Source organism: Pedobacter sp. Leaf216 (assembly GCF_001421515.1).
In the GTDB taxonomy this organism is placed as follows: Bacteria; Bacteroidota; Bacteroidia; order Sphingobacteriales; family Sphingobacteriaceae; genus Pedobacter.
Genome location: NZ_LMKM01000023.1, coordinates 249115 through 272066 on the forward strand (window position 1 = coordinate 249115; position 22952 = coordinate 272066).

General features: G+C 38.1%; 16 protein-coding genes. 1 reads left to right on the plus strand and 15 read right to left on the minus strand.

Features of this window, described 5'->3' with window-relative positions:
- Positions 1–148: 148 nt before the first annotated feature.
- The 13 genes from ASE74_RS16435 to ASE74_RS16495 form a co-directional block, all read right to left on the minus strand.
- Positions 149–2233 (minus strand): prolyl oligopeptidase family serine peptidase, encoded by a 2085-nt coding sequence (locus ASE74_RS16435; protein ID WP_055911291.1) that lies wholly within the window; start codon positions 2231–2233, stop codon positions 149–151.
- An 84-nt stretch (positions 2234–2317) separates the two neighbouring features.
- The gene (locus ASE74_RS16440) at positions 2318–3748 is read right to left on the minus strand and encodes a SusD/RagB family nutrient-binding outer membrane lipoprotein (RefSeq protein ID WP_055911295.1); all 1431 of its coding nucleotides are present in this window, start codon (positions 3746–3748) and stop codon (positions 2318–2320) included.
- Between the two features lie 11 nt (positions 3749–3759).
- Entirely contained in the window at positions 3760–6894 is a 3135-nt protein-coding gene (locus tag ASE74_RS16445) for a SusC/RagA family TonB-linked outer membrane protein (protein WP_055911297.1), read from the minus strand.
- A gap of 322 nt (positions 6895–7216) precedes the next feature.
- Positions 7217–9673 (minus strand): TonB-dependent receptor domain-containing protein, encoded by a 2457-nt coding sequence (locus ASE74_RS16450; protein WP_055911299.1) that lies wholly within the window; start codon positions 9671–9673, stop codon positions 7217–7219.
- 224 nt (positions 9674–9897) lie between these two features.
- Complete coding sequence (locus ASE74_RS16455; RefSeq protein WP_082458813.1) at positions 9898–11136, minus strand: cyclopropane-fatty-acyl-phospholipid synthase family protein; 1239 nt, start codon at positions 11134–11136, stop codon at positions 9898–9900.
- 10 nt (positions 11137–11146) lie between these two features.
- Positions 11147–11959: a DUF1365 domain-containing protein gene (locus ASE74_RS16460; RefSeq protein ID WP_055911301.1), complete on the minus strand. Its 813-nt coding sequence runs from the start codon at positions 11957–11959 to the stop codon at positions 11147–11149.
- 153 nt (positions 11960–12112) lie between these two features.
- Entirely contained in the window at positions 12113–13357 is a 1245-nt protein-coding gene (locus ASE74_RS16465) for an NAD(P)/FAD-dependent oxidoreductase (RefSeq protein ID WP_055911303.1), read from the minus strand.
- An 89-nt stretch (positions 13358–13446) separates the two neighbouring features.
- The gene (locus ASE74_RS16470) at positions 13447–14475 is read right to left on the minus strand and encodes a cyclopropane-fatty-acyl-phospholipid synthase family protein (RefSeq protein ID WP_055911305.1); all 1029 of its coding nucleotides are present in this window, start codon (positions 14473–14475) and stop codon (positions 13447–13449) included.
- Between the two features lie 168 nt (positions 14476–14643).
- Complete coding sequence (locus ASE74_RS16475) at positions 14644–15438, minus strand: DUF1295 domain-containing protein (RefSeq protein ID WP_082458814.1); 795 nt, start codon at positions 15436–15438, stop codon at positions 14644–14646.
- A gap of 83 nt (positions 15439–15521) precedes the next feature.
- Positions 15522–15851: a DUF1475 family protein gene (locus ASE74_RS16480; RefSeq protein ID WP_055911309.1), complete on the minus strand. Its 330-nt coding sequence runs from the start codon at positions 15849–15851 to the stop codon at positions 15522–15524.
- A 582-nt stretch (positions 15852–16433) separates the two neighbouring features.
- Positions 16434–17162 carry an acyl-CoA desaturase gene (locus ASE74_RS16485; RefSeq protein WP_055911311.1) on the minus strand — a complete coding sequence of 243 codons (729 nt, stop codon included), beginning with the start codon at positions 17160–17162 and terminating at the stop codon, positions 16434–16436.
- 262 nt (positions 17163–17424) lie between these two features.
- Positions 17425–17922 (minus strand): phosphoheptose isomerase, encoded by a 498-nt coding sequence (locus ASE74_RS16490; protein WP_025142534.1) that lies wholly within the window; start codon positions 17920–17922, stop codon positions 17425–17427.
- A gap of 240 nt (positions 17923–18162) precedes the next feature.
- Entirely contained in the window at positions 18163–19002 is an 840-nt protein-coding gene (locus ASE74_RS16495; RefSeq protein ID WP_055911317.1) for a FimB/Mfa2 family fimbrial subunit, read from the minus strand.
- Between the two features lie 219 nt (positions 19003–19221).
- Here ASE74_RS16495 and ASE74_RS16500 point away from each other — a divergent pair, with 219 nt between their 5' ends.
- On the plus strand, positions 19222–20388 hold the full coding sequence (locus ASE74_RS16500) for a chondroitinase-B domain-containing protein (RefSeq protein ID WP_055911319.1): 1167 nt from the start codon (positions 19222–19224) through the stop codon (positions 20386–20388).
- Between the two features lie 218 nt (positions 20389–20606).
- Here the strand turns inward: ASE74_RS16500 and ASE74_RS16505 are convergent, their stop codons facing one another.
- Both ASE74_RS16505 and ASE74_RS16510 read right to left on the minus strand, forming a co-directional pair.
- A complete protein-coding gene (locus tag ASE74_RS16505; RefSeq protein ID WP_157255456.1) occupies positions 20607–21494 on the minus strand; it encodes a polysaccharide lyase in 888 nt (295 codons plus the stop codon).
- A 255-nt stretch (positions 21495–21749) separates the two neighbouring features.
- A complete protein-coding gene (locus ASE74_RS16510) occupies positions 21750–22772 on the minus strand; it encodes a LacI family DNA-binding transcriptional regulator (RefSeq protein WP_055911322.1) in 1023 nt (340 codons plus the stop codon).
- Between the last annotated feature and the right edge of the window lie 180 nt (positions 22773–22952).

Here is a 22952-nt window from a genome sequence, read left to right on the forward strand (position 1 = left end):
TAAACGCTAAAGCATTCACAATTGATACCATAAATGCACGTACTAAAAGTGTTATTTTTACCAAAAATTTAAATCACGACAGCACCTCTGGCTAATACAACTGCTCAGCTATGCGGATGCTCTTGACTGTTTATGTCAGTAAGCAGATTTACTTCTTATCCATCAATTTCCTTTTCAAAAAATCGGCCGTAGCCTCACTCACCTTTAAGCCATTCGAAAATTTCATCCAGTGGTGGGTATCATCGGGAATGGCCAAAAACTCAAAATCGAATTTTTTATCTTCAAAACGTTTCGCAAGATCCACACTTTGATTAAATGCCACATTGCGGTCATCATCTGCATGTATAATCAGTGTAGGAGAAGTCCACGTTGCAATATAACTTACCGGCGATGATTCTTCGGCTACCTTTGCGGCGAGTTGTGCATCGGGAGCTGCCTTTTTACCTTCCGCATCCTGATTGGAAAATCTATTGTTTACGCCATGAATATCTACACCTGCGGCAAATAATTCCGAATCTTTTCCCAATGCCAGTGCAGTTAAGTACCCACCGTAAGAACCGCCATAAATTCCGATTTTGTTTTTATCAACATTCGCTTGCTGAGCCAGCCATTCGCCTGCTGCTTTAATGTCTTGATATTCTGATGCACCTTGCGCGCCTGCATTTAAAGGTTTGTGAAATTCGTAGCCGTAACCTATGCCCAAACGATAATTTACTGAAAGCACTGTAAAACCCATGTTAACCAGATATTGGTTTAAAGCATAATCTATTGAATAATAATCCATCGGATTCCAGCCTAAAAACATCTGCCTTTGCGGTCCGCCATGTACATAAACAATTGCAGGATGGTTTTTAATCACCTTTTTTGGTGTAAACAATTGTCCGTAAACTGTTTTTCCATCGGGAGCTTTAAAATTAACATGTTTCGGTGCAACCATTTCTTTAAGCGGAAAATCAGTTGGCAAAAGCGATTCGCCAATCAGATTTAAGCGCTGTTTATCCCTGATAATTACAGGCAACAATGGTCGTTCGGCAGTAGAACTTAAGCAGAAAACTGTTTTGTTATCCCCGCCAATTACCGGGTAAGCCTCTATGCCTTTTCCGGGTGTTAAAATTTGCATATCGGGCTTATCAACCGAAACTTTATAAATATGCCGCCTATCAAGATCATCAGCATTACCTCCCTTATTGGCCGCAAAAACCAAAGTTTTTTTATCGGCACTTAATTTCACGTTTTCTACAGCAAATTCTCCTGGGGTAAGCAATAAACGGTTGGTTCCATCGGCATTTATAGCATAAAGATGGGGCCAGCCATCTTCATAAGAAGTAAAAATGATCTTCCCCTCAGCCCACAATAAATTTGCTCCACCATCAACTGAAGGGAAAGAGCCTCTTAATGTTTCGGGTGCTTTCCAGATTTGTTTTCCAGCTCCGGTAATTACATTAACTGTAAAGATGGCCCAGGGCTGATGCTTTTTTGTTAAAATTGAATCTGTTTCACCACCTGCACCTGGGGTTCTGATAAAAGCAATATCATTTCCGTCAGGTGACCATACCGGCGCACTATCTTTGGAAAAAGAAGGCAATAACCATTGAACCGGACTTTGCTCATCGGTATAAATACCCAGGAAAGCATGATCAGTGCGGTTGGAAATGAACGCTATTTTCTTCCCATCAGGCGACCATTTATAGGCCCCATTAATCCCTTTTGCATAAAATAAACTTTTCGATGCAGACGTACCATCCAATGTACCAATCATTACCTGACCGGCTTTGGAAAAAAGCACCTGCCCGCTATTGGGTGAAATTACAGGGTTATCGCCTTCGCCAATGGTAATTAATTTGCCTCCACCGAAAGGAATAGCAAACACCTGTACTTTGGGTGCTATTGCAGATGAGTTTGCGTTAACCGGGCTCGCATCGCGGCCACCGTGATCTCCACCGCGCACAAATACAATCCATTTTCCATCGGGAGAGATAGATAAACTGCTAATTTCCTGCCCGTCATCATCAATGTAACCGGTAATTTTTATTGCTTTATAATCGGGTGCCTCTGCTGTATAAATGTTTCTTTTTCCTTGCTCATTTGCAGCCCAGGCAATTTTAGCACCTACAGGAGCTGCCACCAATTGTGTTGGAAAAGGATAAGATAAAACAGATTTTAAGCTAAAAGACTGTGCAAATATTTTTGAGGCTGATAGTAATAGAAAAATTATAAACAGTGATTTTTTCATTGCCGGTGATTTTGAGATAAATTATAAAAAAAAGCCCTAACCATTAGATGATTAGGGCTTGAAAAACTATTTTTTATAAGATTGTTACTGATCCCACCACAGTTTGGTTGTTCTTAACACATCTACCGGAACGTTTGCTCCGTTTTTGCTTCTTTCTCCTTGCGGATAATCCAATCGGCGGATGTAGGTGGTAAGCGAATTATTAACTGGCGGAGTAAAATCCTTGTATTTGTAATCGAAACGGCGGGCATCATTCCACGCTTCAGGATTTAAGTAGGTTGCAATGTATTTTTCTTTAAAAATGAGGTCTTTTGTTAAAGCATTAGCCCCCACATTAACTACAGGATCGGCTAAATAAGCATCTCTTGCCGCGGTAGATACCGTAAATTTATCCATATTGGCACTAATACCAGCTAAATAAGCTGCGGAAGCTTTGGTTTTATCAGTATCGAAATACGCTTCTGCTTCGATAAATTTAAGCTCTGCATAAGTTACAATAAGTATCGGTGCGGTGTTGCTTGTCCACGGTGAATTGGCAGAAATGTAACATTCATCTTTAGTTGTGTTGGCACCCGGGAGCCTGTTGCCTGCGCCATTAATGGTACCGATGTAGGTATTGTTTATCGTTTTATCTGTAATCTTTTCTATACGCGGGTCAAAAACGCCAAAAGTTTTACCATTTAAAGCATCAATCAACTGCTCAGAAAGCCATCCACCTAATGATTGTTGTGTATTTAACAAAGCCACATTAGCCCATGGGTTTCGCTCTTTAAAAGTGGCCATACCAGCATCATCTGCATTAGCGGTAAACGAATTGCTTAATGCTGCAATAACCGCTGCCGGGTTATACGAACTGGTTTTACTTAATTTAATTAATAACCTTGCTTTTAGTGCATAAGCCATTTTTAACCAGTTTGCCCGCTCAGCAGTAGATTTTCCGTAAATTAAATCGCTGGTGGGTGCCAGCTTTATTGTTGCATTGGTTTTGGAAAGTTCAACAATGGCTTCATCTAAAAGCGCAAGGGCCTGTGTATAAACTTCCTGTTGTTTATCATATTTAGGTTTAAGGTTGTTGATGTCGAATGCCTGCGAAAATGGTGCATCTCCCCATAAATCATTAACCAAACTAAGGTTGTAAGCAATAATTACATCCGCCACACCTTTATATTCACTTGATCCCTGTGCTATGGCAAGTTTTTTAAGCTCATTGGCATCGGCCATGGCAAAATAGAGTGCATCCCAGGTACCTGTAAAATCAATTGATTGGTAGGTATCTGCTGCACCATTTGCTGACGGACTGGCAATATACTGCACGTAAGGGGCAACAACACTTCCAATAAAATAATTGTTATTTCCAATTTTATACGTTGATGTAGCCAGCAAGGTACTCAATGTAGCTGTAGGTACCTGATTCGGATTATCAGACAACTTATCGAAATAACTGTCTTTACAGCTTTGCAAAGCTAGTGTTGCAATTAAAGCTGCGCACAATGTATATTTTATATTTTTTTGCATCGTAATTCTTTTTAAAAACCAACATTAAGGGTGAACATGATTGTACGGGCCGATGGATAGGTAAATCCGGCAGAACCATCATTATTGCTACCCGAATCGTAAGAGCTCGATTCTGGATCTACACCGTAATATTTTGTCCACAACCATAAATTATTTCCGGTAACGGATAATGAAGCATTTTTGATTGATTTTGCCGGCAACCAGTTTTCAGGTAAGTTATAGGTTAAACTTGCCGAACGTAAACGTACCCATGAGGCATCGCTTACAAAAGGTTCAGAAACATTACGGTAATAAATGCGGTAATATCCTTCACCATAATCAACCCCGTCAGGCCCAATTCTCTGCCCCATATATACTGGTTTAGTATTCGGTTGCCCATTGGCCAAAACGCCATCAAACACTTTTACCGTTCTTCTGTCTGTAGTGTAATCAGGTAAACCGAAAGCGGTATAAAAATCTTCTAACCAGTTGTATTTTTCAAATCCTAAACGGGCATCAAACAATACATTTAAGCTGAAATTTTTGTATTTGAAGGTATTGCCCATACCAATTATATAGTTCGGTTGCGAATTACCCAACAGTTTTTGCTTTCCGCCAGAAATACTCGGAAATCCGTTTGCACCAATTAACAAGGGCAGATTTTTATCAAGAACGATCGGATCTTCGGGCGTAGTTCCATAATAACGGTTAAAATAACTTCCGTAAATATTGCCATATGGTTGTCCTTGGATCAGTTTCATGGATACCCCGGCATTTCCATATCCTCTTGCGGCACCATACACAATTTCTGATATCCCGTTAGGCATAGTCAGCACCCTGTTCCTGTTTGCTGAAAAGTTTACATTTACATCCCACCTGAAATCTTTTGATACGATTGGTTTACCGTTCAGCACCAGCTCAACTCCCCTGTTTCTAATATCGCCCGCATTGATTGATTTGGTTACATAACCCACGGCCGATGAAATCTGCGTTTGAATAATCTGATCTTTACTTAACGAGTAATAATAAGTAAAATCAAAGCCTAAGCGGTTTTTAAGAAACGACATTTCTAACCCAGCCTCATAAGTATTGGTAAACTCAGGCCGAAGATCGGGATTACCCAGATTTGGTGCTATTGTTAAACCACCTGTTCCTGTTGGTAGCTGAATATAGGGCGAATACCCGGTAAAGGTAGAATATTCTGAAGCGTCCTTTCCGATTCTTGCATAAGATAAACGCAACTTGGCCTGACTGATTACCGCAGGCAATTTAAACTGATCAGAAAACACATAACTTAAACTTGCTGAGGGATAGAAAAATGACCTGCTTGCTTTTGGCAGCGTTGAAGTGATATCATTCCGGCCTGTTAAGGTTAAGAAAAGGTAATTTTTGTAATCAAAAGTAGCTTCTCCAAAATAACCGATCAATCTTTTTTGTTTCAGGGTTTGCGATGGTGTAAGTACACCTGCATTGGCTAAGTTAAAGAAATTGTAAACACCTAAGATACTACCCAAAGTACCGATCTCCTTGGATTTACGATCGTAAAGTTCTTGTCCGAGTCTTAATGTACCGGTAATATCATCAGTTAATTTCGAGGTTAACGTAGCAACAAAAGTACTGTTGATCGTTCTAAACTTGGTATTGTACTCGCCATAAAAACCCTGTAAATTATCGTACATGGCTTCGGTGGCATACATTGGGCCACGAGCGGTGCGCACACGGTTATCGGTATAAGTATCAATCCCTAAACGGTAAGAAAAATTAAGCCACTTTGTTGGTTCATAACTTAGGCTGGTACCACCGATAAACCGGTTTACATCACCTTTAAGCCTGTTATTTGCTGTTCCCCATATTGGATTGTTTGTACCAATATATTTTTGCGAACCATCTGGATTCTGATAATCTGCTACATCGTAACGTGGTGACCAATAGGCCAAAGTTTCACCAAAACGGTCAGCACTGTAGGTATAGCCACCAGAATTGGTAAAATTCATATTTACAGAGGCCTTAAATTTAGGACTAATGGTAAAATCTGTATTTAAGCGGCCCGAAAAGTTTTTGTTATCGGTATTTGGCATCATCCCTTTTTGGTACAGCTGCGAAATTGAAGAGAAAAATTTAATAACATCACTTCCTCCGGTAACCGAAATTGAGTTTTTAACCTGCTGTCCCGTACCAAATGCACGGTCGTAATTGTTAAATAACTGATCTGGGTGTGTTGGGTCAATCAGTTTAGCTTCGGCAATGGTTGGGCCCCATGCCGGGCCAATACCTCCAGGCGGGTTCGTATATACGCCTAAAACGCCCTGGGTATATTCTGTTTGTACATCTGGCGATTTCAAGACTTCATCAAAACCATAACTGCTGTTGAAATTAACGCTGACGCCATTCTCCTTGCCCCTTTTGGTAGTAATTACCACCACGCCATTTGCACCCCGCAAACCATAAAGGGCAGTTGCGGCACCTCCCTTTAAAATATTAATGGTTTCTATATCTTCAGGATTTACATCTGAAGCCCTGTTGGTTACGCCCCTTGATCCATAAGCGGTTCCATCAGGATTTGCACCAACTGTAGAGGTAGAATTGTCAATCTGTACCCCATCAATTACATACAATGGATCGCCAGAAATATTAGGATCAATGGAGTTTACTCCCCTGATCCGGATACTGGCTCCCTGGCCAGGGCCACCACCTGTACTCGATATGGTTGCCCCTGCAATTTTACCTTGCAAGGCATTTACCAAGTTAGACTGATGGTTGTAATTAAGATCTTCGGATTTTACAGACTGCGCGGCATAACCAAGTGATTTGGCCTGACGTGTAATGCCTAGAGCGGTTGAAATGGTAACTTCCTGTAGATCCTGAGCATCTGAAGCCAAAACTGCGTTAATTGTTGTTTTACTGCCAACAGTAATTTCTTGCGTTTTATATCCCAAAAGGCTAATTACAAGTACTGCATTTGGAGCGGGCACCTGAATGGTAAAACCACCGTTCCCATCGGTTGAGGTACCTGTGGAAGTTCCCTTGATTTTAATACTTGCACCAGGTAACGGACCCCGGTCATCAGCGGAAGTTATTTTCCCTGTTACTGTTTTTACCTGTGCCAGTGCGGAAAGACCAGTAAGTAGTATGCACAGAAAAAAAAGTGAGGTAAAGATTTTTCTCATATCTCGATTATTTAGGTTAAGGATGTGTTAGCAATTGCAATATAAGATTTTTAGAAACAAGAACACGCAACAAAACGCGAGCAATGAAGCTATTTTTAGTACAATTTTTGATACAAAAATGCAATCTCCCGCAAAAACGCGCATAAATTAACAGTTAATGACGCAAATAACCATTGAATTTAATTCTTGTAGTAAAAATTAGGAAGATATTTAATTGCTTATTTAAATTATTATTGTTTAAGTTAAATAACCACCTCATGTTAAACAAAAAAGTCTTTCCAGGTTATAGGAAAGACTTATAATATATATGTTGATTGGGTTTTTACTGTTGAACACCGCCCATACCACCACCTTGCTGCTGTTGATCTTGCTTCACATCGTCGTTTTTAATCTTTTTCTTCTCTGTAAACTTAAGTTTACCGAATGAATAACTAAAGTTAACACCGAATGAACGTAGTGGATAATAAATATTAGCACTTTGGTAAATCGTACCTGTTGCATTTATCGCATTGTTTACTGTTTTTATATGTAAATCTTTAGTGAACGGATTTAGCACATTAAGACCAATACTTCCCTTTTTCTTTAAAATATCTTTCTTGATAGATCCCCCATAGATATAGAATGGATCTGTTGAACCTTGATAGGTACGTCTTTTCGAGGTGATCACATTAAAAAGCTCAAAATTGTAGCCTTTGCCAAAACCATAAGCAGAGCGTATAAACCAGTTGAAATTAAAATATGTACCGGTATTGATATTGGTTTGGGTATTAGTTACTGAATAAGTATTTCCAGCAAAATTTGTCATCAGGGTCCATTTCGGTTTAATGTTGTACGATGCGAAAAGATTGAAGCCATAGGTTTCTGCGGTACCAACATTGATATATGAGGTTAAGGTTTTGTCAACCAATTGATTTGTTGTCGGATTTAACTCTTGAATTGGAGAGATAGAACTTTCGATAACTCCACCTGTACGGCGATAAAAAACTGATGCGTTGATAACAGATCCCTTGATAAATGTTGAATATCCAAGCTCTAGATTATCACTCAACTCTGGGCTTAACTGCGGATTTCCCTGTTGAACATTAAACAAATCACTCGTATTTCTGAATGGGTTTAAATAAGATTGAGTAGGCCTCTGTACCCTGCGGTTATAGCTCAATTTAAGGGTTGTACTACCTTTTAGGGTTCTAGATACAATTACACTGGGAAACAGATTGAAGTAATCATTTTTTTGGATTCCACTGCTTTGGGTATTGAAATCTATTTGAGTGTATTCGGCTCTTAAACCACCCTTAACTTGTAGTTTCTTGGTTAAATTGAAGCTGATTACACCATAACCTGCTCCAACATTTTGGTTATATTCAAAATCTTGTGCAGAAACATCAAACTGGCTTTTAATATCTCTGAAAATACCTTTAGCCCCAACCTCTAAAACTACAGCCTTACTAAATGGATAAGTGTAATCGGTTTGAGCTGTGTATTCATTATTCTTACCTGTATTATTACTAGTCAGCGTTTGCCCGGTTATGGCACCATCAGGAATGAATGTATTACTAAAACTTGTTGGGGTACGGCCTGTTGAAAGCTGTGCAGAAATTGAAAACTCCTCTCCTTCCTTTTTGCTGGTTTTACGGTAATCTACGTTCCAATCCATATTACTAAACGTCATATCCATGTCGCTAATATTGGTTGCTTTCAAATTATTGATAGTATATTCAGATGAACCTGGACCCCCATTAGAAAAGTTATTTAATTTAACTGTTGTACTAATGTTATTGTAAGCATTAAAGTCATAATCTAAACCTAAACTTCCATTGTAACCATTGCGACTCCATTTAGAAACACCATTCTGTACTCGGTTGTCGGTAGTTCCATCCTTGAATATAGTATTGGTTACAAACGATGTTCTTGAATCTTGGGCGTAAGCCAAGTTTGTACCTAAACTGGTATTTACACTCAAACGACCTGTTTTTGCGGTTAGATTAAATGCTCCGTTATTTTGACGCGTTCCTGCCGCAGCACTTACACTTCCTGAAACGCCTTGAGCACTAGATTTTTTTGTGATAATATTAATAATACCGCCAGAACCTTCCGCGTCGTATTTAGCAGATGGGCTTGTAATTACCTCTACGCTTTTAATTTGTTCAGCAGGAATCATCTTTAGTGCATCAGCTACGCTACTTGCCATCGTACCAGATGGCTTACCATTAATCAAAACCCTTACTGCGGCACCACGAAGCTGAATGTTTCCAGTAGGATCTACTGAAAGCATGGGCACTTTACGCATTACATCTGTAGCATCGCCACCTGCATTTGTACCATCAGCTTCTGCATTGTAAACCATTCTATCGATTTTATTTTCAATAACCGCTTTTGTTCCTTCAATCTGAACATCGGCCAAAGTATTTTCCGATCCTGAGATATAAATTGTGCCAATGTTGTTATCAGGTTTTGCCGGAGTTGTGGTAACCAGAACAGATTTTGTTTTGTAACCCATAAAACCGATCATTAGTTTATAAGAATCCGGCGATACGTTTTGCAAGCTTAGTTTACCTTTTTCATCGGTTACACCACCATTTACAGATTTATTATCTTTTGCAGTAACCAAAGAAACTGTGGCGTAATCAATTGGTTTTTTGGTTAATGAATCAAGTATGGTGGCAGTAATACGTCCGGTAACTGTAGATTTTTTTGGTCCTCCACCAAAGCCGCCCGGAAATTGGGCCTGCGCAGTGAAAAATAGTCCAAGGATAAAGGTTAATAGTAGAAGTCTTTTCATGTTAAAAGTTAGTCTTTTGTAATTAGTCTACGCAAATTGCATTTTGTTACAATTATACGCTATACTTTTTACACCAACCCTATCAATTAGTCGGCAAACAATGCCGATTAGTCGGTAAATGAAATTTTTCCATTTAATCCTTAACTCAATTACTGAATTTGAATTGTATTTATTATAAATTAAGATTTTAAACTAAAAACATCCTGCTAAGCACTTCAAATTTCTTACCTGGCAATATTGTTCGGGCGGGAATAAACCATTTGCATTACATTTATATTCCTCATGGCAAATGCTGCTTCACAATAGTTAAGGTAATAATTCCATTTGCGGATAAAAGTATCATCAAAACCTAAGGCCTTTACTTTATCAATGTTTTTATTAAATTCAAGAAACCACAAATGTAATGTACGGGCATAATCCAAACCCATATCTTTTAAATCAACAAGGGTTAAATCGCCTGTTTCATTAATGGCTTTATTCATGGCTGCAACAGAAGGTAAAAGTGAGCCAGGGAAAATATGTTTTTGAATCCAGTCTACACCGTTCCGCAACTTATCGTATCTGCAATCGGGCGAAGTGATTACCTGAAAAGCAAATATCCCATCGGGCTTTAAAAGATCCTGACATTTTTCGAAATAGGTTTCCAAATATTGGTGACCAACAGCCTCAAGCATTTCTATGGAAACAATTTTATCAAATGTGCCTTCAATTTTACGGTAATCCTGAATAATAATAGAAACTTTATCGGCCAGGCCTTCGGCATTTACACGCGCTATGGCCAATTTTTGTTGCTCTTTAGAGATGGTTACCGAAGTAACTTTACAACCATAATTTTTCGCTAAAAATATTGCATTTCCACCCCAACCGCTTCCTATTTCCAAAACATGATCAGTAGCTTTAATTTTGAGCTGTTTTGCCAAACGGTCATATTTGGCATATTGAGATTCTTCTAAACTTAAATCTTCAGGATTAAAATAACCGCTGGAGTAAGTCATGGTTTTATCCAGAAAAGTGGCAAAAAAATCATTGTTCAGGTCGTAATGCTCTGAAATATTTTTTTGTGATCCGGCCAGGGTATTTGCCCTGCGTACGTGGTAAATTTTATTAACCCATTTAAAAAGATTCAGCGCAACCGATTTTACTTTACTTCCGGTAATGGAGGGCGCGTTTTCGATGTTCAGGATTACCCATTTAATCACATTGGTAATGTTTGTGGTATCCCATAAACCAGTGGTATACCCTTCGCCAAAACCGATGTCGCCGTAAAGTGCAATAGATTTAAAAAAATCAGCATGATTAACCTGAATATGTGCTTCAATTTTATGTTCGCCGTTCCCAAAAACCAAAGTTTCGCCGCCTGGCATCGAAAGTTCTAATTTCCCCAATGTCATTTTAGAAAGTGCATTGAGTACAACTCTTTCAAAAAAGCCTGTTGATGTTCTGGTAGCGGTAAGCGTATTCATAATCTTCGATCTATTTAATTTGAGGTTTATAGGGTTTATATACGTTGCGTTGCAGCTCAGGGTTTTCGGCTTTTGGATGAAATGGTATTTTTTTTAACCAGAGTTTGAAAGCCTGCCAATGAATCATACCCATAATCTGCAGCGGAATAAAGGGTATAGAGAAAAAATACCGCAACATATTGGCGTTGGTTAATGCTTTCTTTTCTCCCTTTAAGGTACTGATAAAAAATAGATTGCCGTTCTTATCCAGATCATCAATTTTAATATCGAGGGTATTGGATGGTACTTTTAGTTTAAAATCGAAAGCATCATCATGATCTATAAAGGGCGAAACATAAAAATATTTTGTTGTAATTTTTTTAAAAGTATTTTCCTTCAATTCATCTTTTCCAAAGAAAAAAAGTTTCATTTCGCGGTAAGTATTGCTTATTTCGGCCACGCAACAAACCGGATTTTCTTCCTTATCAAAACAATAATAGAAAGAAACAGGATTAAAATTATAGCCTAGAACATTAAGATTGGTTAATAACTTAATGTTAAGCCGGGTGCCATCTACACCGTTTTCTTTTAAATAATCTTCCAGGTGCTGACGGGTGTTTTTGCTCCCGTCTGGATTTTCTTTTGGCAACTGGAGGTGTTCGGCATCCCTGAAAGAAAACAAGTTAAATCTGTTCCTGCTGAACCAGCGCAATTTTTGGCTAAGCAAATCCAACTCATCCAAATCAATGTAAAACATATATACACTATACCAAAAAGAATGTTTTTTGGGTGCCAGGCGATGGTGCATTACCTTTGCGGTGTAGATGTTTGAGTTGATTTGCATTAATATTACAATTTACATTTTTTTTTGGTTGTTATTCTATCGATTCATCATCTTGACTGCAACGCAGCAGAATGGAGAGATCGATCTTAACAGATTTATAGACTACATTGCGCTGAGCTAAAAAATAACGGCAACTTTAAAAGAGATCTGCAATTAAAGCCCCATACATAAATCAACTGCGCTTTTATAGGCATCCTCGTGAAAACCGTACTTAAAATAACTGCCGCAATAATATACAGGCCCTGTTCCGTTCAGCTTGTGTAATTGCTCCTGCGCCTGCATGGCCGGAACATCAAATAAAGGATGGTGGTAATCGATTTCCTTAATAATTTTCTCCGGATTTAATGTTGATGTAGGATTGATGGAGACAAAATAATTCTGTTTTTTAGATACACCCTGTAAACTGTTCATCCAATAAATGGTACTTGGCAACAGCTTTTCTCCCTGTTTTTCTACGCGATAATTCCAGCTGCTCCAGGCCAGCCTGGCTGAGGGCATTTGCTTTTCATCGGTATGCACTACAGCTTTGTTCAGCTGGTATTTAAATTTAGAAAGCAGTTCTGTTTCTAAAGCTGTTTTATCTTTTACAATTTCAAACGTTTCATCGGCATGGCTGGCCATAATTACCTTATCAAATTCGAACCGCTCGCCATTATTATTTATTACTTCAACTTTCCCATTATCCAAACGTTTTACAGAAACTATTTTAGTATTGATTTTTATTCTATCCCGAAAAGGGGCAATCAGTTTTTCGCGGTAGGCCTGACTTCCATTTTGGAGCGTATACCATTGATGCTGCGTGTCTAAGCCTAAAAAGCCATGATTTTTAAAAAAGCGAATCAGCGTAATTGCAGGGAAATCAAGAATCTGTTCCATCGGGGCACTCCAAACCGCAGCACTCATCGGAATGAGGTATTGCCAGAGCATATCATCACTATAGCCAAATTCTTTAAAAAACCTGCCTATAGAATAATCCTGATATTCGGGTTTATCCAATATTTCTACACTTTGTTTATTGAAACGGTTAATCTGCATCAGCATTTTCAGGTAGGAAATATTAAAAATATTTTTCCGCTGGGCAAAAAGATGGTTTAAACTCGAGCCACTATATTCTAACTTTTTTGGCAGGAACTGCACACTGAACGACATATCTGTTTTAATAACAGGGGCATCGATCTCTGCAAACATTTCGGTTAAATTTGGATAGGTTTGATAGTTAAAAACCATAAAACCGCTATCCAGGTAAATGGGCTTACCATCTTCTTCGAGTGTGATGGTATTGGTATGCCCTCCAATATAATCGGCTTCTTCGAAAAGGGTAATATCGTATTTATGTTGCAGCTTATGGGCACAACCCATGCCAGCAATTCCTGAGCCTATAATGGCAAGTTTTTGCATTTTGATGAAATTGGATTAATCGTCATGCTGAATTTAGTTCAGCATCTGTTATAAAGCCCCTGCATTAAGTTCAGGGGTGACGCAGCTCGTTAAACTTTATTAAATAAATAATGGCACACCATCCATTCGTTACCTTTATTGTAATTAAACAGTTCGGCGCACGACATATAAAATAACCTCCAGTATACCCACCACCTCACGGCCTGATCTTTGCCATAAGTATCTTCTAATATGGGCATAATTTCTTTTTTATGTTTGTCCATATTGCTTAACCAGGCTTCAGAAGTTTTGCCATAATTGGTTCCATTTACCACCCAATGTTTATCTATTTTTAGATCATCGTTGAAGTAAAAAAACAAATGGTTAGATGGCATAATCCCACCCGTAAAAAAGTATTTACTCATCCAGTCGGTTTCATCAATTACCTCAAATTTATAGGCTAAAGTTTTGTGCGTAAAAATGTGCACGAACAATTTCCCATCTGGTTTTAGAAATGAAGCTACTTTATTGAGCAAAAATTTATAATTGCGCATATGTTCAAACATCTCTACTGAAACTATCCTGTCAAATGTATCAGCAATGGTAAAGGTGTTCATATCGGCCGTCAAAACCGTTAGGTTCTGAATGCCACGCTGCTTTGCCGTTTCATCGATAAAAATCTTTTGCGTAGCCGAATTGGATACCACGGTAAACGTGCTATCGGGAAATTTTGCCGACATGTAAAGGGAGAGTGATCCCCAGCCACAGCCTAGTTCCAAAACGTTTTGCCCATGCTGTAAATCGGCTCTTTTGCAGGTTAAAGCCAACATGTCATCTTCAGAGGTATCGATATCTTTTACCCCAGGTTTCCAATAACCACTGCTGTACTTTAGGTTTTTGCCCAAACAATACTGAAAAAATTTGGTAGGCAATTCATAGTGCTGCTCATTTGCATCGGCTGTATTTACTGCAATTGGCGATTGTTTTAGCTCTGCAACCAGATCCATAAATTTTTCCTGTTGCAATTCTTCATCACCCAGGGTTTCATCGTCCAAACGCTGTTTACATAATTTTCTAATGCCGATACGCAATGCTGTATCCGGAAGTTTGTCGTTTTCTAAAAGTTTGTCGTACCACATAATAAGGTAGAGGGTTGTAAGGTAAAGGGTTTTGAGTCGTCAGTCCGAAAGCCGGATTACGATGCTATTGGTTATACGCAATTTGCTCGTGAGCAGATTGGTTGTTATTTTACTTTAATGACGTCGGAAGATTAATTAGCTTTCCAACTTAGGTTTTTCCACTTCTAACTATTCCTTTTTAAACCAAGGAAAAAAAGCACTTGTTGTTTGTTGGTATTTTTTATAAGCTACAGGTTTGCTCCGCAAATTTTGTTCTTCGTTATTGGGAACACCGGTAACTTTGGTTAATAAATATAAAATAATTGCCGGACTGATGATGGCCAAGATGCCCCAAGGGGAAGCCATTGCAAAAATAAAATAGGCCATCCAGGTTAACCATTCAAAGAAATAGTTGGGATGGCGGCTATAATACCAGAGCCCTGTATCGCAAACTTTGCCTTTATTGCCCGGATCTGTTTTGAAGGCAGCAAGTTGCCTGTCGGCGATCATTTCACCAAAGAAACCAACAGCCCAAACTACTGCGCCAGCAAATTCTAAGACGGAAATTCCTTGCGATGTATTTGCGGTAATGATAAAAAAGGGAATAGCCAGAATAACATTTGAAATGGCCTGAAACTGGAAAAACACAAAAAAATTCCGGTCTGCTTTATCGCCCCATTCTTTACGGAGTTGCTCGTATCGGCCTTCTTCTTCATCCAAATGGCCGATAACACGTTGCCAAAGGTGAATGCCAAGTCTGAGTTCTGCAAGTAAAAACATTCCGCAGATTAAAATTTTGCGTGGATCAAATCCGTCTGACATGAAAAAAGTAATCAACGTAATTACAGGGAAATTCAACGCCCAAAACACATCCACTACTCCGGCATTTTTGATCTTCTTCGCCCAGAACCAAACCATGGCCATAATAAAACAGCAGGCAATTAAAGAAATGAGCGTGATGAAAAGTAGATGTTTGTAATCCATAAAAAGGTTTAGGGTTTAGGGCATAAGGTTTAAGGAAATGCATGCTGCTTTAGATTTTACCTTCAGCCATACACCTTTGCCTTCTACCTTTTTACCAGCAATTCTTTAATACCTTCGCCATCCTTTAATTTAAACAAATAAACTAAAACATAAGCTAAAGTTGCAATACTGCCTAAACATACGAACAAAATTGTGATAGAGATTTTAAGAATAATGCTTTTTTCTTTGTAAAACATCCAAAGGGTGATAATGAATATGTTAGCATAAAAATCCCATAAGGTGGCGCGCATCCATGGAATACTGCCTAAAAAATCCCATTGATCAAAAAGGTTGCTTTCTAACGAAGTGCTAATCACCTTATAACACATAAAAACAAACAGTGCCGAGAAAATAATTTTAAGAAAGTTGATCATAAGGAGGACTTTAATTTTATTTATAATTTGGCATATATACGGTAAGGTAGCCAAAAAAGATTTATTTTAATTTGCTAAAGGCTGTCTGCAGGGTGCGAGAGGGAAAGGCGGATAACAGTAAGGTGAAGTTCAGATGATGATGGTTCAAAAAGAACTAAAAGAGTTGTCAAATTAATAACAAGGTTGCTAGAAAGTTGACAACTCTGAAATAGTATTATAATAATAAAATTTTGCGAACGATTTGGGCATGCCCCAAGCTGCGCAAGGGTCGGGCTATACGTTGCAATCTTTTTTGATGAAGAATCAAAAAAGGATTTCCACTGCTATCCCTCATGCGAAAAAAGGAAACCTGTGCTTTTGTTTCGTGGTGGTAAAAAATATGTGGCGCTAAGAATTGTCAACTTTAATAACACAGTTGCTAGAAAGTTGACAACTCTGAAATGAATAATTGTTTCTGGTGGTAAAATAAGTGACGTTTAATAATAAAAAACAAATGGTCTGTGGGGACACAGACCATGGAGATTTTACTAAAAGAGTTGACAAAGGAATGTTTTTTGCTGAGATTTTTCTTCAGCTTTTGCATTAAACTTTTCTAATCTTAATGATCCTCATCCAATGCAATACTTTCATTACTGGATAGGTTGGGTCGAACTCCCACCATTTTGTAGCGAAATTAGGGCTATTTGGTTTTTTGTGGTGATTGTTTTGAAAAAGCTCACCCATTAATAAGAAATCCCATGGCAATGAGTTTTTACTGTGGTCGTCGTTATCGTGGTTAGAATAGCCATATTTATGCCCACACCAGTTTACAATCGCACCATGTAACGGCCCCATTAAAAAGTGAACCGGCAATAAGATATACATCCACCAATAATTGGCAAAAGCAACATAAAAACCGATATAAAACAAGCCACAAGCAATTCTCCAGGCCCATGAGTTCCCGATTCTATCAACAACCGGCCATTCTGGATAATTGCCCTGAAAAGCTGGCTCCGGTTGTATTTTAAATTGCAAATAATTCATATACATGTTCTTCGTTGCGATCATCATCCCGAAAACATCCTTAAAAAAATGTGGTGAATGCGGATCTTTTTCAGTATCGCTATACGCGTGGTGCATTCTATGCAGAATGGCATATGCGCGTGGGTTTAAAAATGAAGAACCTTGCGAAATCAGTAATATCAGGTAGAAAAACCGCTCCCAGAAAAGCTCCATCTTAAACATCTTATGAGATGAGTAACGGTGAAGAAAAAAGGTTTGGCTAAATAAGGATAAAAACCAATGGCAAAGAAAAAATATGAGGATAATCATGTATAATGTGTATGCTGTATAAACGGAATTTGAGGGCGTTTAGTTTCTGAATGTGGAGAAAACCACTTTGACTGGAGCATTTAGATAAAAAGAAGAGGCCATATAATAACATCGTTTTATTATGTTGAGCTGTAGAAAAACCTGTTTAAATACGTTTTAACGCATTTAGACAATCTGTTCCTAGTTATCTTATCAAATAATATGAAGCATTTGGTTTAAAATTGCCTTTTATGCTACAACCTCTTCTTTTTTAAATTATTTATTATCTACCGAAATCATCTTGAACGCGAACAATATCACTTTCATCTGATGGGTTGGAAGCATCTGTATGTTGCCAAATTTCTGCTACTACTCCCCAATCTTCCAAACCAATTAAACGGTGGCGTTCGCCTTGTTGTAATTTAATCTGATCTTTTGGCGCATATTTTTTTACTTCGCCTTCTTCATCAGTTTGGCTGGTTTTAATGCCAACAGTACCGGTTACTACCTGCCATATTTCGGCTCTACGGTGGTGATATTGCCACGAAAGGCGTGTATTTGGCGCAACAATTAAAATTTTCGGACTTAATTTACCACCAATTTTAAGGTCTTCTACATTTAATCCATCAAAATAAGTATCGGCAAATTGTTGTGCCTGAGCTTCGTCTATTACAAAGAAACCACCCCAAGGACGGGTTTCATCGCGGTTTACTACATTGAAACCTTCAATTTTTAAACGTTGTGCAACGCTTTCGAATATTTCTTTTTTGTCGTTTGTCATTGATAAAATATTTGTTTTCTAATGATTGTCGAGGTGCATAGGCATTATTAAATGGCCTATGTGGTTCTATAATTGCTGCAAAAATAAGCCTAATAAATTAAAAAAGCCCCTTCGGGCTCTTTATTTTTTTGATCAGAAATTTTAAGCTGCATAATACTCATCGTACAAAGCATGAGGATCTGTACTTAACTGCAAACTGAACCTATAAATGTGTTATAGCTAAACTATCAAATCAATTGATTATTCTACCGATGAAGTAAATGTCATTGTTGCAAATTGTCCAGTTAATGTGATGCGTTTGTTCTTAGGTACATTTACTTCAATATATTTTTCAGTACTACCATATCTGATCCGTAAGCCAACTGGAACATGTGTTCTTATGATGTAGAAACTGATAGGTCCGTTTTGACTATACCTTATTGCTGATCCAAAATCATTTTCCATTGGATTATAGGCCGTTTGGGTATCAATCTTATATGCAGTGTAATCATTTTGCAGGTCAACAAGGTAATTGGGCAAATCGGTTACCACAACATTTAACAAGCCTACAATTCTTTCCATTATCATTTCCATGGTCTGGTTATTATTTATAGTAACCCCCACTTTTTTCGCAAAAAAGGTATCTGATGTTTTATAGAATTTATCCAAAAAGAATTGGGTTGGCTGCCAATATTGAAAATTAGCATCCGCATAGTGCAAATAAACAGGCTTATCCTTATCTGCATCATAAAATTGATTGATACCAAACTCGCTATTGGATCCTATTGCCACAAAATTATAAGTTCCGTTAGGCAAATCAAGAGTAATTTGCCCAAAGGTTGGGCTCGAAGAAAGTTGCGTTTGTCTGGTTATTTCAGCTCCATCTTCAGTGTTATAGGCAATAATTGTTAATTGTACAATAAAATTTTTAATCGGCTCTGTCGGAAATCCAACATTTGGATCGCCGACATTGTGGTTTAACCCGCCAATTTTAAACGCTATTTTACTTTTTTTCACAGATTCCACATGCCCGCCAAAATCTTTTATACATGCCGACAGCATCACCGCCACCGCACATATTGTTAACATACTCTTTTTCATAAGGCTTTTTTATAATAAATTTAACCTAATCAAAATCCAATATGAGTCTACTTTTAAATTTGTATCAACAATTGTTACCCGTGATAGCAAAAATGCACACCTTTCGGAGTAATCATGTAAAAATTAAAATACAAGCATAATAAATAACAGCAATACGCTTAATATAACTTATTATGCTCAGGTGGTTTTACTATGTTTGATTAACAAAAAATCCCTTTCATGATCCAAAAACTAAGCATCTGCATCTTATTCTCGCTAATTTTTATTCAAAATATAACGGCAAAAGTTTACCACATCAGTACTGAACAAGAATTTAAAGTCATTGAATCTGTATTGCTTGCGGGGGATGAAGTGATCATCAAAAGCGGAAATTATTCTAACTGGGCCTTAACAATAAGTGCTAAAGGAACTTCAGCCAAGCCAATTTTAATTTCTGCTGAGAAAGCTGGAATGGTTGTTTTTTCAGGAGGTGTAGCAAAATCAATATTTGAGATTTCAGGAGAACACATATTCATTAGAGGCATTAGCTTTAAAAACTGCATATTGAGCAAAAATGCCACACTTATTGAACTCAAGGCAACCAAGTATTGCAAAGTATCTGGCTGCAGTTTTTCTGGCAATAAAGTGAGCGCGCAATTTACGCCTTTGGTTGTTATCTCTGGTAAGGGCAGCGGCAATAGCATTAACCATTCAAGCTTTATTTCCAACATCGATAATCAGGATGTACAAGTGAAAATCACCAAAGATGCTTACCCTAAATTTACAGTTATAGAAAACAACCTTTTCAAAGATAAAAACAAAGTGAGCTGGCCAAACGGCAACGGGGGCGAATGTATTCAGGTTGGTCAGGATCCTGTGTTATTGGGAAACCAACGTCCGGAAACGCTGGTACAAAAAAACAGATTTATCCATTGCAATGCAGAAAATGAGGTAATTAGCAATAAAAGTAGCGGCAATAAATACCTTAATAATTATTTTGAAGATAACGATGGCGAACTGGTAATGCGTGGAGGACACGATTGTACCATTGCCCATAACACATTTAAAGGTGGTACAGGTGGCATCAGGGTTAATGGTACCGGCCATCAGATTATCAATAATAAATTGGATGGCATTCAAACGGCCATCAGGCTGATGTATGGCATGGCAAAAGGCAAGGATGAAATTGGTTTTTACATCGCGGCGAGTGATTGTATTATTAAGAGCAATATGATAACTAATGCCACAACCGGAATATTAATTGGCGATAGCAAGGATGCAGACTGGACAGGTAAATTTGATACGAAAAGGTATCCTTCTTCAGTAATGCAAAATATTGCTCCTTTTGATAATGATATAAGGGCAAATAACTTTAAAAATGTAAAGAATGAGGTGGTGAAAATGTAAAGTTTAGCACAGTCACCTGATTTATTTCATTGCTAGGATAGATAGCAAGAAAAGATACTTAAATAAAGGAGTTAATTTATACAATCTGCAAAAAACTGTCATCTCAAATGGAGCGCAACGTAGCCGGAAAATCTATAAGATAGACCTCTGCATTCCGCTATGCTTCAATCGAGATGACAGCCATACATCAAGATTCTTTAGCTTTTAATCCATTATCACTACTGAATCTTATTTACCACTAAATCATCAAAGTAAATGTAGCTGGTTTGGCTTGAACCCCATACCGCAACATCTTTTCCTCCTCTAAAGTTATGAAAGGATAACCTGTTGATCAGTCGCTGAGCATCGTTTGTGGTCCAACGGATAGCCTGATCCAGCACAGTGGTTCCATTGATGATTACCTGTACCTGACCATTTTTATTGGATCCGGTGTTGCTTTTTACATAAAGGTGAACGGTGTAGGTATCGCCTTTAACCAAACTGCCAGAAGATGGGTAAGATTTGCCAAAGGTATCGCCGCAAGGGCCCGCCATATCCCTATGGTAAACATATGGTTGAAAAAACACACGGCTACCGGTATTGTACCACATTAAACGCAAACTGCCGCCGTTACCATCGCTGGCTATATCGCATCCGGTATTTCCCTCTCCAATGAGGAAACCGAAGCCAACTTTCCCTCCCCTGCTCCAATCGAACTGGCTATGGAAACGTACTTTAAATGTTGCTTCGTAGGCCGAACCATCTGATATATCTGCACCAGCGATTAAACCGTTAGAAACTGAATTTGGAGCAAGAGTAGCCCTGGCCCAGTTACCTGAGATATAAGCGCGGCTTTCGTTCCAGCCTGTTAAGCTTGCACCACCAAAATCGGTACTGGCCTCGCCGTAGGTATAAGCACCATCGGCATGGGTAAAACCCGTATTAATGTTGCTTGGGTAAGCCGCAGCAGCTGCTAATGTATTGTTGGCTGCACTGATTTTTTCAGGCGAGGTAATACTTTCTGAAGTAGCTTTAGCAGATTCATCTTTTTGGCAACTGTAAATGGTTAGCGAAAATATAAGCAATACAGACGCAATAAAATGCGTAGAATTCATTTTTTGACTCATGTTAGTTTTAATTAAGATTTAAATTTGGTTAGATTTTTTTCGGGGGCAACTTACTATCCTTGATAGCATGTTACACGTTTGATAGTAATTCTTTTTATTTTTTTGGTTAGCTATTATCTGATACACTAACTTAGTCAAAAAGGTATTTTCAAACAGACTTGCTTTATCTTAAAAACGGTAAAACCTATCTCTCTCTTTATTACAACGATTGAAATAATGCTGGTTAAGCGCTATTTTTTTACAAATTTATTGTAATTATTCAACTGCGTGAATTTTAAGGTTACAATTCACAATTACCTTTTTGTAATCTTTCACTTCAATTTCTCCATTAATGAGTTTAACCAATAGAGTAACAGCCTGCTCGCCAAGTGATTCAGGATTTTCTTCTATAGATGCAATTGGAGGAGAACTGAGGTAAGCAATTATGGGATCGTTGCCAAAGCCGATACATTCGAGTTTTTTGTAATGAGGATGCGCTATTGAACGCAGAAATTTAATGGTATCAAACAGTAGCTTTTCTTTAAAAGCAACTAATGCAGTTGGTCCATTTTCTAAATTGCTAAAAAGGCCTTTAATGGCCAAAAGTGTGTTTTCATCATCAAAATCAGTATATGCTACATGCTCAGCATTAAAAGGAATGGCATTATCTTTAAGTGCATTGATGTATCCGGAAAAACGATCGTGACTGAAATTAACCAGTTTGGGTCCACCGAGATAGGCCACTTTTTTATGCCCTCTGTTGATTAAGTATTCGGTAGCCATATAACAGCCTTGATGGGTATTGCCCAATACCTTGTGGCAATTGAGATTAAAACTTGGATTTCGGGTGTAATAAACAACAGGAATACCAATTTTCTCAAATTGATCAAGATGTGAAAAATCTGAGGTTTGTTTAGAAATGGCAACGATTAATCCATCTACCCTTGAGCCTAAAAGCGTTGCCGCAGCCCTTACTTCCATCTCAAAATTATCATGCGATTGGCTGATGATAATGTTATATCCATTGGCGGTGGCCAGCTGCTCCATGCCATAAATGCTCCGGGTAAAAAAGTGGTCGGACAGATTGGGCAATATGATGCCGATAATACGCGATTTCCTATCTCTTAGTCTTAGAGCAGAAATATCAGGAGTAAAATTTAATCTTGCTGCCAGTTCTTTTACACGCAATTTGGTACTCTCCTTAATTCTCGGATAATCTTTTAGCGATTTAGAAACGGTAGAGATGGATAACTTTAATTCTTTTGCAATTAATTTTAATGTAACAGGTTTATTTTCCATAGGTGAGGGAGCTTAAGCGTTACAAGGTGTTGAGCGGTTAGCGTTAAACGAAGCGATTAATGGCCGGAGCAGCGAGCAACTGCTCCGGTACATCAATTAAATAACAATAAGCGGATATCATAACATGAAATTGCTGTTATATAATTCATAAAATAAATCACGTTTCATGATAACATTTTA